The organism is Amycolatopsis sp. NPDC034160 (genome assembly GCF_055575355.1).
In genome coordinates this window covers 247,457-262,627 of record NZ_JBVISU010000001.1, presented here as the reverse complement: position 1 = coordinate 262,627, position 15,171 = coordinate 247,457, and the positions used below count along the sequence as shown (strand labels likewise).

The 15,171-nt window shown below is 68.7% G+C and carries 14 protein-coding genes; 7 read left to right on the top strand and 7 right to left on the bottom strand.

The genetic code is table 11. The annotated features are described in order from the left end of the window. The first annotated feature begins 3 nt into the window (after positions 1-3). Positions 4-891, top strand: coding sequence for a phosphotransferase enzyme family protein (locus ACZ54P_RS01300; RefSeq protein ID WP_465459579.1), 888 nt, complete (start codon positions 4-6; stop codon positions 889-891). A 214-nt stretch (positions 892-1,105) separates the two neighbouring features. Here ACZ54P_RS01300 and ACZ54P_RS01295 read toward each other — a convergent pair whose 3' ends face one another. The 5 genes from ACZ54P_RS01295 to ACZ54P_RS01275 form a co-directional block, all read right to left on the bottom strand. Next, entirely contained in the window at positions 1,106-3,187 is a 2,082-nt protein-coding gene (locus tag ACZ54P_RS01295) for an ATP-binding protein (RefSeq protein WP_465459578.1), read from the bottom strand. Positions 3,188-3,486: 299 nt separating this feature from the next. After that, positions 3,487-4,518: a copper resistance D family protein gene (locus ACZ54P_RS01290; RefSeq protein ID WP_465459577.1), complete on the bottom strand. Its 1,032-nt coding sequence runs from the start codon at positions 4,516-4,518 to the stop codon at positions 3,487-3,489. Further along, the gene (locus tag ACZ54P_RS01285; protein ID WP_465459576.1) at positions 4,515-5,078 is read right to left on the bottom strand and encodes a copper resistance CopC family protein; all 564 of its coding nucleotides are present in this window, start codon (positions 5,076-5,078) and stop codon (positions 4,515-4,517) included. Before ACZ54P_RS01285 ends, ACZ54P_RS01290 begins: the two co-directional genes overlap by 4 nt. Beyond that, on the bottom strand, positions 5,079-5,849 hold the full coding sequence (locus ACZ54P_RS01280) for a YcnI family copper-binding membrane protein (protein WP_465459575.1): 771 nt from the start codon (positions 5,847-5,849) through the stop codon (positions 5,079-5,081). Between the two features lie 69 nt (positions 5,850-5,918). After that, positions 5,919-6,419: a hypothetical protein gene (locus tag ACZ54P_RS01275; protein ID WP_465460199.1), complete on the bottom strand. Its 501-nt coding sequence runs from the start codon at positions 6,417-6,419 to the stop codon at positions 5,919-5,921. Between the two features lie 293 nt (positions 6,420-6,712). Here ACZ54P_RS01275 and ACZ54P_RS01270 point away from each other — a divergent pair, with 293 nt between their 5' ends. The 4 genes from ACZ54P_RS01270 to ACZ54P_RS01255 are packed head-to-tail and all read left to right on the top strand — an operon-like array spanning position 6,713 to position 10,280. Next, positions 6,713-7,360, top strand: coding sequence for an ABC transporter permease (locus ACZ54P_RS01270; RefSeq protein WP_465460198.1), 648 nt, complete (start codon positions 6,713-6,715; stop codon positions 7,358-7,360). Further along, a complete protein-coding gene (locus tag ACZ54P_RS01265; protein WP_465459574.1) occupies positions 7,347-8,531 on the top strand; it encodes an ABC transporter ATP-binding protein in 1,185 nt (394 codons plus the stop codon). Before ACZ54P_RS01270 ends, ACZ54P_RS01265 begins: the two co-directional genes overlap by 14 nt. Further along, positions 8,528-9,304 carry an ABC transporter permease gene (locus tag ACZ54P_RS01260; RefSeq protein WP_465459573.1) on the top strand — a complete coding sequence of 259 codons (777 nt, stop codon included), beginning with the start codon at positions 8,528-8,530 and terminating at the stop codon, positions 9,302-9,304. Before ACZ54P_RS01265 ends, ACZ54P_RS01260 begins: the two co-directional genes overlap by 4 nt. A 1-nt stretch (position 9,305) precedes the next feature. Next, the gene (locus ACZ54P_RS01255; RefSeq protein WP_465459572.1) at positions 9,306-10,280 is read left to right on the top strand and encodes a glycine betaine ABC transporter substrate-binding protein; all 975 of its coding nucleotides are present in this window, start codon (positions 9,306-9,308) and stop codon (positions 10,278-10,280) included. Positions 10,281-10,649: 369 nt separating this feature from the next. Here the strand turns inward: ACZ54P_RS01255 and ACZ54P_RS01250 are convergent, their stop codons facing one another. Beyond that, positions 10,650-11,114: a DUF6474 family protein gene (locus ACZ54P_RS01250; protein ID WP_465459571.1), complete on the bottom strand. Its 465-nt coding sequence runs from the start codon at positions 11,112-11,114 to the stop codon at positions 10,650-10,652. Between the two features lie 90 nt (positions 11,115-11,204). On the opposite strand from ACZ54P_RS01250, the gene ACZ54P_RS01245 reads away from it, so the two are divergent. Then, entirely contained in the window at positions 11,205-12,851 is a 1,647-nt protein-coding gene (locus ACZ54P_RS01245; RefSeq protein ID WP_465459570.1) for a TM0106 family RecB-like putative nuclease, read from the top strand. 72 nt (positions 12,852-12,923) lie between these two features. On the opposite strand, the gene ACZ54P_RS01240 is transcribed toward ACZ54P_RS01245, so the two are convergent. Next, the gene (locus tag ACZ54P_RS01240) at positions 12,924-13,682 is read right to left on the bottom strand and encodes an SDR family NAD(P)-dependent oxidoreductase (protein WP_061980484.1); all 759 of its coding nucleotides are present in this window, start codon (positions 13,680-13,682) and stop codon (positions 12,924-12,926) included. Positions 13,683-13,842: 160 nt separating this feature from the next. Here ACZ54P_RS01240 and ACZ54P_RS01235 point away from each other — a divergent pair, with 160 nt between their 5' ends. Beyond that, positions 13,843-15,153 (top strand): UDP-glucose dehydrogenase family protein, encoded by a 1,311-nt coding sequence (locus ACZ54P_RS01235; protein WP_465459569.1) that lies wholly within the window; start codon positions 13,843-13,845, stop codon positions 15,151-15,153. The last annotated feature ends 18 nt before the right edge of the window (positions 15,154-15,171 follow it).

The following is a 15,171-nucleotide window of genomic DNA, read 5'->3' as shown; positions in this document are numbered from 1 at the left end:
GGATTGGACGGCCGGTTCACGCCCGGCAAACTGCACGATGCCCTGGGGCGGACGTGCGAAATGCTGGGCGTGGACCCCGCCGGTGCCCGGCTGCTGAGGTTCACCAACAACGCCGTCTACGAACTGGCGAGCGCGCCGTTCGTCGTCCGGATCGTCGGTTCCACCCGGCTGCGGCACCGCGTCGGCACGGTCGTGCGGGTCGCGCGTCATTTCGAACGGCACGGAGTGCCTGCCATCCGCCTGCTTCCCGGCTTCGAGCAGCCCATCCCGGTCGGCGAGCACCTCGTGACGGTGTGGTGGAAAGTGCCGCCCACCGGCCGGAAGGCCGAATCCTCCGACCTCGCCGCGTTGCTGCGCCGGGTCCACGCCCTCGACCCGCCCGATGGACTCCCCGAATGGGCCCCGTTCGCCGCCGTTCGCGCCCGGGTTTCGGACGCGGAGGAGCTGGACGACGGCGACCGGCGGTTCCTGCTCGAACGCTGCGCCGAGGTCGAGGCCGCGCTCGCGACGCTCGACTTCCCGCTGCCGAGGGGCCTGATCCACGGCGACGCGCACACCGGGAATGTGATCACGGGACCGGACGGACCGGTGCTGTGCGATTTCGATTCCTCGTGCGTCGGGCCGCCGGAATGGGACCTGACCCCGCTCGCCGTCGGCCGCGAACGGTTCAGTGATCCACCCGCCCGCTATCGCGTGTTCGCGCGGCGGTACGGATTCGACGTGACCACCTGGTCCGGTTTCCCGGTGTTGCGGGCCATCCGCGAACTGAAGCTCACCACGAGTGTTCTCCCGATTCTCCGCAGTCATCCCGACGTGCGGGATGAGCTGCGAAAACGGCTGGACGATCTCCGGAACGGACGCACCGGAGCCCGGTGGAACCGCTATCGGTGAGTTACCCGGAACGGCCGACTTGCACGTGCATTCGCCGACGGCGAATGACCGTTCGTCGCTTGCCCGAAATAGTCCATCAATGAGTGACTAATTCGGCCGCGCTAATCACTTCCCTTGGCGCAGTGCTCCCCCAAATGTGCAAGTTGCAGCTACGCTCCGTTATTCGGCGCGGCGGGGTTCACCTCGTAGTTGGGCAAGGATCGGTGCCCTCGGGTCACAGTTGTTCCAAACGCGTACGCAGAGCGTCTGCCTCCGGGCGTCCCAGACCGACGAAAATCGGCAGGGCCTGGTCGTAGTGGCGCCGGGCTTCTGCGGGGTCACCCTCCGCCTCGGCGATCTCGCCGAACGCCGAAAGCGTCCTGGCCACCTCGAACCTCGACCCACTGGCCTCCATGGTGGCGCGGGCCGGCTCGAGTTCGGCCCGTGCGGCCGCGAGCTCCCCGGTGGCCGTGAGGACGCGGCCGAGTTCGATCCGGGCGCGGGCCACGTTGTAGTCGTCGCCGTCGAGGATGTCGCGAGCGCGGACGAGGTCGGCGATCGCGGCTTCGGCCCGTCCGGTCTTGGCGCGGGTCGCGCCGAGGTTGATCAGCGCCAGCCCGATGTCGTGCGGCCGCTCCTGCCGCTCGCTGAGCGCGAGGTCCTCGGCGAACCACTCGATCGCGTCGTCGAGCCTGCCCTGCTGCAGAGCGACCAAGCCGAGCCCTTCCACCGACCGGATCTCGACGACGTGGTCGCCTGCCGCCCGTGCGGCGTCGCGTCCGGCCAGGTAGTGCCGGACGGCGTCGTCGTAGCGGCCGGTACCGCGGCAAGCGGCACCGCTGCGGTTGCGCATCAGCGCCTCCGCGGAGGTGTTGCCCCAAGCCTTCGCGCACTGGACACCGAGCTCGCTCACCCGCAGGAAGTCCGGATAGTGCTTGCGCAGCAGGAAAAGCGGCCACATCGCGGCGGCAAGCTGCCAGCCGAGTTCCCACAGCTGCCATGCATGGGCCGTCTCGACCGCGGCGATGAGGTTCTCGCGTTCCAGCTCCAACCAGGCGAGTGCCTCTTCGGAGGAGTCGAACGTGGTCCGCGTCGAGGGGCGGTACTCGTAGCGGTACGGGATCCCGTCCTGGTCGGGCGTGGTCAGGACGGCGGTCTCGGACGCCGTGAACAGGTACCACTCGAGCATGCGGCGGACGGCGATGTCGCGGTCGTACTCGTTGCCCGCCGTCTTCTCTTTGGCGTGCAACCGCGCGAGGTCGTGAAAGGTGTACCGGTCGTCGCCGCGATCGATCAGCAGCCCGACGTCGACGAGCTGGTCGAGCAGGTCGTCGGCGACCTCGGGACGGACGTCGATCGACGCGGCGGCGACCCCGACACCGAAGTCGGGACCGGGATGCAGGCCGAGTGCCGCGTACAGCGCGGCGGCGTCCGAGGGGAGTTCGTCATAGGACAGGTTGAAGCTGGCTTCCACCGATTGCGCCTCTTTCGTCGAGAGCGTGGCCAGTCGACGATATTCCTTGGCCAGCTCGGTGGCGATCTTCTCCAACGACATCTTGGGCCGCCCGGCCAGCTTGGCGCTGATCGTGGTGAGCGCGATCGGCAGACCGCCGCACAGGTCGGCGATGTCACGCGCGTGGACGGCTTCGGCGCCGACCCGCTCGGCGCCGACCGCGCGGCCCAGCAGTTCGGCGCTGTGCGCGGAGCCGAACGGGGCCAGCTCGATCAGCTTCGCGCGATGCTCGGTCTGGAGCCTGCCCAGTCGGCGGCGCGAAGTCACGATCACGAGGCTTTGCCCGCAGGCCGGCAGCAAGGGCAGTACCTGGTCGGTCGACCCCGCGTTGTCGAGCAGCAGGAGCAACGGCCGGTCGGCGGTCGTCGTGCGGTACAGAGCGGCGAGTTCCTCGACGTCCGAGGGCAGTCCTTCCGGCGGGACACCCAGCGCGCGAAGGAACCGGCCGAGCGCTTCGCTCGCGGAGAGCGGGCCGTTGGTGCTGAACCCGCCGAGATCCGCCCAGAGGTGCCCGTCCGGGAACCGGTCACCGAGACGGCGGCCCCACGCGGTCGCCAACGCCGTCTTCCCGATCCCGCCCTGGCCGCTGATCAGGTGCACCGCCGGCCGGTCGACGTCGGTGTCGGCCTGGGTCAGCAGCTTCTCGAGCAACGTGAGCTCGGCCGCGCGGTTGGTGAAATGCGCCGGCACGGGCGGAAGCTGACGGGGGCCGGAACTCACCTGTCTGGTGAGCGGCGTCGCCGAACGCTGGCGCGGTACCTGCGGCGTGCCGACTTCACTTTCACCCGGCATCGGGCTGCCCATCCACTATCCCCTCTTCGGGTTAACCCCAGCGATCGCGTAGAGCATCGCGGCGAAGATCCGAAGAGGACAGCGAAACCGGCCAAATGCGGCCAGATGGAGCAAAGCGGGTAACAGCTGACATCGGTGCACGGGTGGGGCCGGCGCGAGCGGCATCAGGCTTCGGCGCTGGGCAGTGGTGTCCCTCCTTGAGGAATAACCCTCATCGGCACTCACGACCTCACGCAGAACCGTACACGGAGGTCAGGATGTGTCCCTTGTGGACACTGAAGCCCGTCGGCGCCCTCACGGCCGACCAGGCGCTAGCTGGTCGGCACCACCGGCGCGCGAGTCAGGACCACGGCGAAACCGAACGCCAGCCCCATCACGGTCAGCTCCAGCGTCGCCCACGCGGCCAGCGCCGTCCGGTTGTGCCGGATGATCCGCGGCATCAGTTTCCACCGCGTGTAAGCGCCGAGTCCCGCGATCACGCCAGTGCACAACAGCTTGAGCAGCACCAACTGCCCGTACGGCGTGGTGAACAGGCCTTCCCAGAACCCGAGCGACGGGTTGAGCGTGATCTCGATCAGCCCGTTGAACAGTCCGGTCGCCGCGCCGAGGAGCAGGCACAGCGTCGCCAGTTTGGAAAACCGCGGCAGCGCGTGCGCCAGCAGCGTCCGGTTCCCGATGAGCAGCACCGTCATCGCGCCGAGTCCGCCGGTCCAGGCGACGGCGCTCATCACGTGCAGTTCCATCGAGATCATCGTGTAGTCGTGGTAGTTCCAGTTCGACGCGTGCCCGGTGACGGGCAACGGAAGCAGCGCGAACAACCCGAGTCCGACGCGGACCTCGGCGGGCACCTTCTCGCCGTGCTTCAGCGCCAGGATGCCGAGTCCCGCGTGCAGCAGCGCCAGTACCGCGACGATCAGCAGCGCCTTCCCGGCGCCGACGTCGGCGATGTAGCTCCCGACGTCCGACATCGACAGCGTGCTGGAGCCGGGCCGGTACTCGGCGGTCTGCAGGATCAGCGCGACGAGCGCGGTGGTCGCCCACACCAGCGCGGCCGCGACGCTCGCGGGCCGCGCGATCCGCATGATCGGCTCGGAGAGCTTCGGCCGGTCGTAGCCGACCAGCACCGAAAGCAGCGCCAGCCCGATGGTGGCGACCGCCGCGATGTCCAGCAGCACCCGCACGATCGGGATGGAGACCGAGACCACCTCGCTGACCTGCGCGACCCCCGGCACCGGGGCGGTCGCCGTCAGCGCGACGCCGATCAGGACACCGACCATCGCCGCCGTCACCACGCAGAACAGGACGGCGACGCGGGCGCGCGAGGTGGTCTCGGTCTGTGTCATGACCCGCTCTTCTCCTTGTCACCCGCGCCGGTGCGCAACGCGACGGTCAGTCCGACGGCGAGCAGCACGACGGCGCCCGCGATCCACACCCAGATCGGCACCCCGGACGAGCCTTCGCCGCCGGTCGCCGGGGTGTTCGCCGATTCGCCGCCGCCGCTTCTGGCGGCGTCGACGGACGCCGGTGTGCCGGTGCCCGCGGCGGTGAGGGTGAACGGCACCTCGCCGGTCACGGCGTGCCCGTCCGCGGACAGGATCCGGTAACCGATCTTGTACTCACCCGCCGGGCCGAGCGGCCGCAGCGGCACGGACACGACACTGTCGCGGACCTCGACCTGTCCTTCGGCCCACTGACCGCCGCCCGGTCCGATGACCGCGATCTGGTTGACGTTCGCGTTCTGGACGTACTGGTCGAACGTGAGCGTGACCTTCGCCGGTCCGGTGGCGAGCGAAGCGCCCTTCGCCGGGTCGGAGGAGATCAGCACGTTGTGCGCCAGCGCCGGGGTGGCGGTGGCGAGCCACGCAACCCCGGTGATCGCCAGCGCGATGAGCGCCTTACGCATTTACTTGGTTCCCTCGGTGCTCTTGGTGGCGGCGGCCGCGGTGGCGCGGCGGGCGCGCAGGGTGGCCCCGGCGCCGACGCCGAGTCCGAGCGCGCCGACGACCAGACCGGCGCCGCCCAGCCAGCGGGCGGTGTTGTCGGAAGACGAAGAAGCGTGCGATTCCTCGGAGGCCTTCGCGTCGGAGCCGTGGCCGCCGCCGTGCCCGTCACCGCTCTTCTCGGCGAGCTTCACGCTCGGCGCGGGGTGCTCTGGCTCCTCACCCGAGGCCGGGGTCGGCTGGTCCCAGTTGACGACCTTGCCGTTCTCGTACGTCTGGGTGGCCGGGAACTCGAGCGTGTCGACGGTGGTCGGGAACTGGCCCGCGCTGATCTGGAACTCCTGGAACTCGGTCGAACCGGCGGCGATCTTGGTGCCGGGTTCCGCGGTCCAGGAGACCTTGGTGACGGCTTCGGTGATCTGCGTGCCGGACGCGGTGGTCACCGGGGCGGACAGCTTCGACTTGACGACCTCGGCCTTCCAGCCGGGAATCGGCTTGGTACGCACCGAACTGAGCGCGTACTCGGGTTTGACGGCGACCTCGACCTTGATCGTGCCGGCGTCCTTCTCCTCGTTGGGGACGCGGAAGAAGATCGACCCGTAACCGCCCTTTTCGGGCTGGGGGCCGTAGACGTTGGCGGTGACGTGGGCCGAGGCGATCCCGGCCGAGAGCAGACCGGTGATGCCGACGGTGGCGGCCAGGACACCGGCGCGCTTGAAGACGTGCTTGGACACGAAAACTCCTGAACGTGATGGTGACGGCGGGTTCGGGGACCTCGCCGGAGTACGGGGGATGAGTGGGGTTCAGGAGAAGAGCGGCGGGCCGCGTCTGCCGTGCACCCGGCGAAGGTCCACGCGGACGAGGTGACCGGGGCCCGCCGGACGGGCGAGCACCGGCGCCGCCGGACGGGCGGGCACCGGAAGCGCGTTGAGGATGAAGGGGACCAGCGCGCGCAGGCAGGCGAGGACGCCGAGCAGCAGTCCGTCGGCCTTGGCCAGCAGCAACGCGGTGACCAGCGTCGCCACGACGTGGGCAGTGGTCATCGCGAGCCCGCCGGAGGACGGCGCGGGAGCGTTGTGCGTCAGTTCGTGGCTGCCCAGTGAGCTGAGCACGAGATGCATCACGACCTGGCCCGCGCCGAGGTCGAGGATGGTGGCCATCGGTCCGCGTGCCTTCGCGGCGAGCGCGGCGGCGTTCCAGCCGATGAGCACGGTGAGCAACAGCGTCATCGCCGTATCGGGTACTTCGCCGTCCCCGATGACGTGCGCCGTTACGGCCAGCGCGGCTGAGCTGACGCCGAGCAAGCCACCACGTACAGCGCGTAACGCGCTTCGGTGATGGCTGCCTTTACTCACGGGGTGAAGCGTATGCGACGTACTGGCGGGTGGTCGATCTCCTCCCGGCTGTTGAGCAGTGGGAAAGACACCGCCGGGACGGCGCGTGCGTTTGCCCATTTAGGCCGAATGGGGAACGGTTGTGGGAAAGACGCGGTAAACCGGGGTTTGGCCGCACACTTTTTGGGTAGTCAGGCTCCCGATACAGCTACTCCGAATGGGTGAGGACTCTCACTCAGAGGCGGCGGGAGAACCAGCACGCGATGAATCTCTTCGAGTACATCTCGGATCGGTGGGACAGACTCGCCCTCCAAGGGCTTCTCCATGTCAGCGCGGTCGTGCAGTGCACGATCCTCGCCGCCGTGCTCGGCGTGCTGATCGGCGTCGCCGTCTACCGCAGCCCGATCGGGTCCGCGGTGGCCACGGCACTGGCGAGCACGATCCTCACCGTCCCCTCCTTCGCCCTCCTGGGTCTCCTCATCCCGGTCTTCGGCCTCGGCGCGAACACCACCGTCATCGCCCTCGTGCTCTACGCGCTGCTGCCGATCGTGCGGAACACGATCGTCGGGCTCGGCGGGGTCGATCCGGCGGTCAGTGACGCGGCGCGCGGTATCGGCATGAGCCGATTCGGCGTGCTGACCAGGGTGGAGCTGCGGCTCGCCTGGCCCGCCATCCTCGCCGGGATGCGGGTCGCGACGCAGATGCTCATGGGCATCGCGGTCATCGCGGCCTACGCGAAGGGCCCCGGCCTCGGCTCGGAGGTCTTCTCCGGGCTCACGAACGCGGGGAGCACGAACTCCCTCAACCAGGCATTGACCGGGACACTCGGCGTGGTCGTCCTCGCGCTGGTCCTCGACGCCGTTTACGTCCTGATCAACCGTTTGACCGTCTCAAGGGGTGTCCGTGCCTGAACACGCTGAAACCGTATCCGGTGTCGAAATCGAGCTGGAGCACGTCAGCAAGCGTTACCCCGGTACCCGCGAGCCGGCGGTCGACGACTTCTCGATGGTGGTGCCCGCCGGCAAGATCGTGGTCTTCGTCGGCCCGTCCGGCTGCGGCAAGACCACGACCATGCGGATGATCAACCGGCTGATCGAGCCGACGTCCGGCCGGATCACCATCGGCGGGGACGACGCGCTGAAGCTCGACGTCGACACCCTGCGCCGACGCATCGGCTACGCGATCCAGCAGGCCGGGCTGTTCCCGCATTTCACCGTCGCGCAAAACATCGCGGTCGTGCCGGGGCTGCTCGGCTGGGACAAGAAGAAGGTCAACGACCGGGTCGAGGAGATGATGGACCTGGTCGGGCTCGACCCGATCGACTTCCGCGACCGCTTCCCGCGTCAGCTGTCCGGTGGACAGCAGCAGCGCGTCGGCGTCGCGCGGGCGCTCGCGGCGGATCCGCCGGTGCTGCTGATGGACGAACCGTTCGGTGCGGTCGACCCGATCACCCGCGGCAACCTGCAGGACGAACTGCTGCGGCTGCAGACCGAGTTGAAGAAGACGATCGTCTTCGTCACCCACGATTTCGACGAAGCCGTGAAGCTCGGCGACAAGATCGCGGTGCTCGGCAACCAGTCGAAGATCCTCCAGTACGACACCCCGGACGCGATCCTCGCCAACCCGGCCGACGACACGGTCGCCGGGTTCGTCGGCGCCGGTGCCTCGTTGAAGCAGCTGACGCTGCTGCGGGTCCGCGACGTCGAGCTGAAGCAGGACGCGCTGACGGCGACCGTGAGCGAATCGCCGTCGGACGTGCGCGAGAAGCTGACCAAGCAGCGCAAGCATTTCGTGCTGGTGCTCGATCAGCGCCGCCGTCCGATGCGGTGGGTCCACGTCCGCGAGCTGACCGCGGCCACGTCGCTCTCCACCGCGGGCAAACCGCTGCGCGACTCGGTCAGCCTCCAGTCGACGCTGCAGGACGCGCTCGAAGCGATGCTCGCCGAGGGCGGCAGCGTCCCGGTGACCGGCGCGCGCGGCGAGTACGCCGGGACGATCGAGCTCGACACCGTCATCTCGACGATCCAGCAACTGCGCGAGGAGCACTCGGAGGACAACCCGGCGGAAGGTGTGACCGCATGACGGCCGTCGACACCGGTTTCTCCACCGAATCCTCGTCGAGAAGCGCCGAGCGGGTCCGGCTGTTCGCCCAGCCCGCGGTGGTGCTGCTGATCGTCGCGGGGGTGCTGATCTGGGTCTTCGCCGGCGACCTGACGGCGACGGAGAAGGCGACGCTCAACGCCGCCGGGTTGCTCGCCGCGCTGCGCGACCACCTGGCGATGACCGTGGTGGTGACGGCGATCGTGGTCGCCGTCGCGGTGCCGCTCGGTGTGCTCGCGACGCGGCCGTGGGCGAAGTGGGCGGCGCCGGTCTTCCTGGCGGTCGCGAACATCGGCCAGGCCGCACCCGCGCTCGGGGTGCTGGTGCTGTGGTTCATCGTCACCGGCGCGACCGGCGGGCTGTGGGTCGCGGCGCTTCCGCTGGCGTTCTACTCGCTGCTTCCGGTACTGCGGAACACGATGGTCGGCCTGCAGCAGATCGACCCCGCCCTGATCGACGCGGGCCGCGGCATCGGCATGTCGGCGTCCGGTGTGCTGTGGCGGGTCGAATTCCCGCTGGCCGTCCCGCTGATCCTGGCCGGTCTGCGGACGTCGCTGGTGCTGGCTGTCGGCACGGCGACGTTCGGCATGTTCGTCAACGCCGGAGGTTTCGGCCTGCTCATCGACACCGGCTACAAGCTCAACCTGACGAAGGTGCTGATCACCGGTTCGGTGCTCGCCGTCGCGCTGGCACTGCTCGTGGACTGGCTCGGCGCGGTCGCGGAACAGTTCTTCGGACCGAAGGGACTGCGCTGACATGCGAGTTAAGGCACGTCGTTCAAAGGCACTGTTTGGCGCGATCCTGCTCTGCGGCACGCTTTCCGCGTGTGGACTCGAGGTCAACACCGCGCTGCCGTACAAGATCGAACCCGGGTCCATCCAGCCCATCGAGTCGCTCAAGGGCGTCGAGGTGACGGTGGGGTCCAAGGACTTCACCGAGAACATCATCCTCGGCTACATGGCCGAAATGGCGCTTTCCGCGGCGGGCGCGGACGTCATCGACCTGACCGACATCAAGGGCTCGAACTCGTCGCGGCAGGCGCTGCTCGCCGGCCAGACCGACGTCACCTGGGAGTACACCGGCACCGGCTGGATCAACTACCAGGGCAACGAACTCCCCGTCCCCGGCGGGGAACAGGCCCAATATGAAGCCACGAAGGCGGCCGACGAGGCGAAGTACGGCGTCACCTGGCTGAACTACTCGCCGCTCAACGACCAGTACGCCTTCGCGGTCACCGAGGCCTACGGCGCGGCGAACAACCTGAAGACGACGTCGGATCTGGCGGAGTTCCTGAGGCGGAAACCCGACCAGAACGTGTTCTGCCTGGAAACCGAATTCACCAGCCGCCAGGACGGATTCCCCGCCGCCGTGCGGGCGTACGGGTTCCAGAACCCGGTGATCAAGAACTTCGGCATCGGCACGATCTACTCGGCCGTGGCGAGCGGCACCTGCCCGATCGGCGAGATCTTCACGACCGACGGCCGCATCGCCGGACTCAACCTGCGCGTCCTCGAAGACGACAAGAAGGCGTTCCCGCAGTACAACGCCGTGCCGACGCTGCGGACCGACTTCCTCAAGCAGCACCCGGAACTACGCGGCCCGCTCGACGCCGTCAGCGCGGCCCTCGACAACGAGCAGATGATCGAACTCTGCAAGCAGGTCGACGTCGACGGCCGTGACCAGGGCGAGGTCGCCTACGAGTGGATGAAGAAGAAAGGCTTTATTTCTTGATCGAGCGCTGACGCAAACTCGCCGAAGGGGCGCCGTTCCGCTTCTGCCTCGCGGTGGGAGGGGAGGGCGCCCCTTCATCGAGTTTCCGTGGGCCTTCGGCCCAAAGAGGGCGCTCGACGGGTGAAGTCTCCGTCGGGCGCGGGCGCCCTTTGGGAGACCTCTGGGCCGAGTTCGCCCGCCGTCACTGCCCGCTTGGGGCCTCCGCGCGTGCCATGAAAGGTCCTTTCCTTGCAAAATTTGCCAGGAAAGGACCTTTCATAGCACTTGAGGCTCCCGTCGCGCGCGCAATGAAAGCGTCCTTCATTGCAAAGTCTGCGATGAAAGGCCCCTTCATTGCGCTTGAGGGCACCTATCTCGCCGCGGCAAGGCTCAGATCCCCAGGCGGTGCAGCAGCTTCCCCTCCAGCTGGTCCAGCTCCCCGGCGACAGCCCGATGCGCCGCCTTGCGCCGCGCGGCGGGCATCCGCTCCGCGGCACGAACGGTCGCCGAAAGCTGCTCCAGCGTCCCTTGGGTGTCCTTCGCGAAGCTCACGTCGGCGTCGGTCGCCTTCGCGGACTTCTTCAGCTCCGCGAGCCCCTGCGTCAGCCCCGCGATCCGCGCGTGCAACGCGGCACCGCGTCCGCTGTACTCGCTGAGCTGGTCGACGGCGACGCCGAGCTTCTTCGCCTGATGACGGTCGTACAGCTCTCGCGCGGCACCCGCCGCTCGAACGGCGTACGGCGCGATCACCGGCAGTACGGCCGGTCCGAGCACTTTGGCCACCGCGACGGCGTTTTTCGCCTTCTTCGGGGTGAACCTGCCTTCGCCCTCGATGGCTTTGGCCTTGCGCGCCATGGCACCTCCCACGCTGTGTCACTGACGAACTTACTGGTCCCCGAAGTGGCGGGCATGTCGGCTTGCCGGTCGCCTTCTAGAGTGTTGTCTGTGAGTAACGAGGTGCTACTGGACGCGGGAGCGGTGAGCCGCTGCCGGCGTCGCGTGCACCTTGAGCACGATCCGGCGATGCGCGAGGTTCCGCTCGCCCCGCCCGACCCCGCGGCGCAGCAGCGGATCGCCGACGCGTCGGCCCATCGCGAGGCCATTGTGCAGCGCTTGATGGCCGCGACCGGCCCGGACGCGGGCTGGGTCAAGATCGCCCGCGACCTCCCGGCCGCCGAGCGCGTGCAGCTCACCGAAGAGGCTCTCGCCGCCGAAGCGCGCTACATCTGGGGCGCGCTGCTGCCGGTCGACCGCGCCGGTCATCGGCGTGGCGGCTCCGAACTCCTGGTCCACACGGGCGCGGGGTACGTGCCGGTGCTGGTCGTGCGGCACCGCATCACCGATCGCGGCGCGGGCGCGCCGACCACGGTGATGACCGACCTCGATCCGGCGAACCGGCTGCCCGACCCGGCGCGCAAGGTCCGCTCGCAACCGCGGGACCAGATGCGGCTCGCGCACCTCTATCGGATGCTCGAAGCGCTCGGGAAGAACGAAGGGCACCGCGCGATCGGTGGCGTCATCGGTCTCGACGCGGACGTCGTCGTCTGGCACGACCTGGCCGCGGGCACCTGGCCGGGCGGCCGAAGCGCGCTGACGGAGTATCAGAGCCGCTTCGCCGACAGGCTCGCCATCGCGACCGCGGCAGCCGAAGGCGAAGAGCCGCTCGCCGAACCGTCGCGTGTCCTCGAATGCCGTCGCTGTCCCTGGTGGCCGACGTGCGAGTTCGTGCTCACCGAAACCCGCGACGTCAGCCTGGTCGTCCGCGGCGAGGACGCGATGGAACTCCGCCGCGCCGGCGTGTCCACAGTGGACAAACTGGCGGCGCTCGACCCGGCCGACGAGCCCCCGCCGATGAACTGGACCGGCGGCACCTTCGCCGACGCGATCATCCTCGCGCGGGCCTGGCTCGCCGATCTCACGATGGTGCGCAAGGTCGACCGCATCGAGGTCTCCCGCGGCGACGTCGAGGTGGACGTCGACATGGAGAGCTTCGGTGATTCCGGCGCGTATCTGTGGGGTTCGCTGCTGACCGGCGCCGACATCGGGATGGAGCAGGGCTACCGGGCCTTCGCGACCTGGGAACCGTTGCCGACCGCGGACGAGGCCCGGTCGTTCGCCGAGTTCTGGGCCTGGTTCAAGGAAGTCCGGGAGCGCACTCTCGCGGCCGGACTGACCTTCCGCGCCTACTGCTACAACGCGCTCGCCGAGAACCGCTGGCTGTTCGGCTCCGTGGAACGATTCGGCGATTACCCGGGCGTTCCGACGAAGGCCGAGATCGCGTCCTTTGTGGACTCCGAGGAATGGATCGATCTCTTCCGCAGCGTCACCGACCAGTTCCTGTGCTCGCACGGCAAGGGACTCAAGGTGATCGCCCCGGTCGCCGGTTTCGCCTGGCGCGACCCGGAAGCGGGCGGCGAGGCGTCGATGAGCTGGTATCGCGACGCCGTCGGCATGGACGGCGGCGTCCCGGACGACGGCCAGCGTGAGCGTCTGCTGCGCTACAACGAGGACGACGTACTGGCCACGCACGCGCTGCGGAACTGGATGACCGACCACGCGCAGACGGCCGTGCCGTACATGAACGACCTCTGATCTCTCAGCTTATGAACGGGACTTTCATCGCAAAAATTCGTCATGAAAGTCCCGTTCATAACACGGCAAGGGTCAGCGAGGGGCCATGCGCAGCGAGCCGTCCATCCGGATGACCTCGCCGTTCAGGTAGTCGTGGTCGATCAGCGACAGCGCGAGCTGTGCGTACTCGTCCGGCCGCGCGAGCCGCTTCGGGAACGGGACGCCTTCGGCCAGCGAGGCGCGGAACTCCTCGCTCACCGTCGCCAGCATCGGGGTGTCGACGATGCCCGGCGCGATGGTCAGCACCCGGATGCCGTGCGACGCGAGGTCACGGGCGGCGGGCAGGGTCATCCCGACGATGCCGCCCTTGGACGACGAATACGCCACCTGCCCGATCTGGCCGTCGAAGGCCGCGACCGACGCGGTGTTGATGATGACGCCGCGCGCGTTGTCGGCGAGCGGTTCCGTCTTCGCGATGGCCTCGGCGGCCAGCGTCAGCACGTTGAAGGAGCCGATCAGGTTGATCTGGACGACCTTCGCGTACAGGGCGAGGTCGTGCGGGCCCTTCTTCGAAAGGATGCGGGCGGACGGCCCGATCCCGGCGCAGTTCACCACGGTCCGCAGGGGCACGCCGGACTCGGCGGCGGTCGCGACGGCGGTCCGCACCTGCTCCGGATCGGTCACGTCGGCCTCGACGTAGGTGATGCCCTCGACCTGCTCGGCGTTGGCGATGGCACCGGCGAGGTCCAGCGCGAAGACCCGCGCGCCCTTCGCCGCGAGCGCCTTCGCGGTCGCACCGCCGAGCCCGGACGCGCCACCCGTGACGAGCGCCGCGGTATCGGTGATCTGCATGTTCTCCCTTTCGTCGACAACCGGGTCCAGGTTAACGCTCGTTCGCATCGCTGGGGTGGGTGTGCTGGCTCACGTCGGTGCGGAGCATGTCGTGAGGAGTATTCGGGCCTGAAGCGTTCCGTTCGCTTCCAGGTCAACTCCGGCTGTCACCTTCAGCAGCATGAGCACTGCTCGGATCGTGGTGGTGGGGACCGGTTACGTCGGATTGACCACGGGGGCCTGCTTGGCCGGCCTGGGGCATCGAGTCACTTGTGTCGATGTCGACCAGGCGAAGGTCGCAAGGCTTTCCGCCGGACGGGTGGACATCCTGGAGCCGGGATTGTCCGAGCTGGTGTCGAGGGGGCTGACCAGCGGAAGACTCACTTTCGTGGTCGGCGCGCGCGACGCGGTTCGCGACGCGGAGGCCGTTTTCCTTTGTGTGCCGACGCCGATGGGGGCGGGCGGCTCGGCGGACCTGCGCGCGGTCGAAGCGGTGACCAACGAGATCGGCGACGTCATCCCTTCGGGTTGTGCGCTGATCACCAAATCCACCGTTCCGGTGGGCACGTCGAAGCGCATCCAAGCGATGCTCGGCCGCACGGACGTGCCGGTCGTGTCGAATCCGGAGTTCCTGCGCGAGGGCACCGCGGTCGAGGACTTCCTCGGCCCGGACCGGATCGTCGTCGGCTCCGACGACGTCGCGGCCGCCCGCTGGGTCGGCGATCTCTACGCCGATCTGGCCGCGCCGGTCGTCGTCGCCGACGCGGCCAGCGCGGAACTGGTGAAGTACGCGGCGAACTGCTTCCTCGCGATGAAACTGTCCTATGTGAACTCGATCGCCGAACTGTGCGAACGTCTCGGCGCGGACATCGACCTGGTCACCGAAGGAATGGGCTACGACCGGCGCATCGGCCGCTCGTTCCTGAAGCCCGGCCCGGGCTGGGGCGGCTCCTGCCTGCCGAAGGACACCAGCGCGCTGGTCAAGGTCGCCGAATCCGTGCAGTACGACTTCACGCTGCTGACCTCGGCGATCGAGGAGAACATCGCGCAACGGGACCGGATCGTCGCGAAGATCGCCGGCGCCGTCGGCGGCACGCCGGCCGGTTCGCGGATCGGCATCCTCGGTCTGGCGTTCAAGGCCGGGACGAACGACCTGCGCGACTCACCCGCCCTCGCGGTCGCTTCGGTGCTGGGCGCGCTCGGCGCGGAATTGACCGCTTACGACCCGGCCGTCGGCGGCCAGATCGCCGGGATGACCGTGGTCGACGACCCGTACCAGGTCGCGAAGGCGGCCGACGCCGTCGTCGTGCTGACGGAATGGGACGAGTTCAAACGGCTCGACTGGCACTACATGGCCGAGCAGATGGACGGCGACTCGGTCGTCGACACGCGCAATCTCCTGGACCCGCAGCGGATCCTGGACGCCGGTCTGTCGTGGCAGGGCGTCGGGCGGCCGCGGGCGGCGCTGCGGCGGAGGGTCGCCGTCTCCTGACCCGCCTGACCTCCCGCG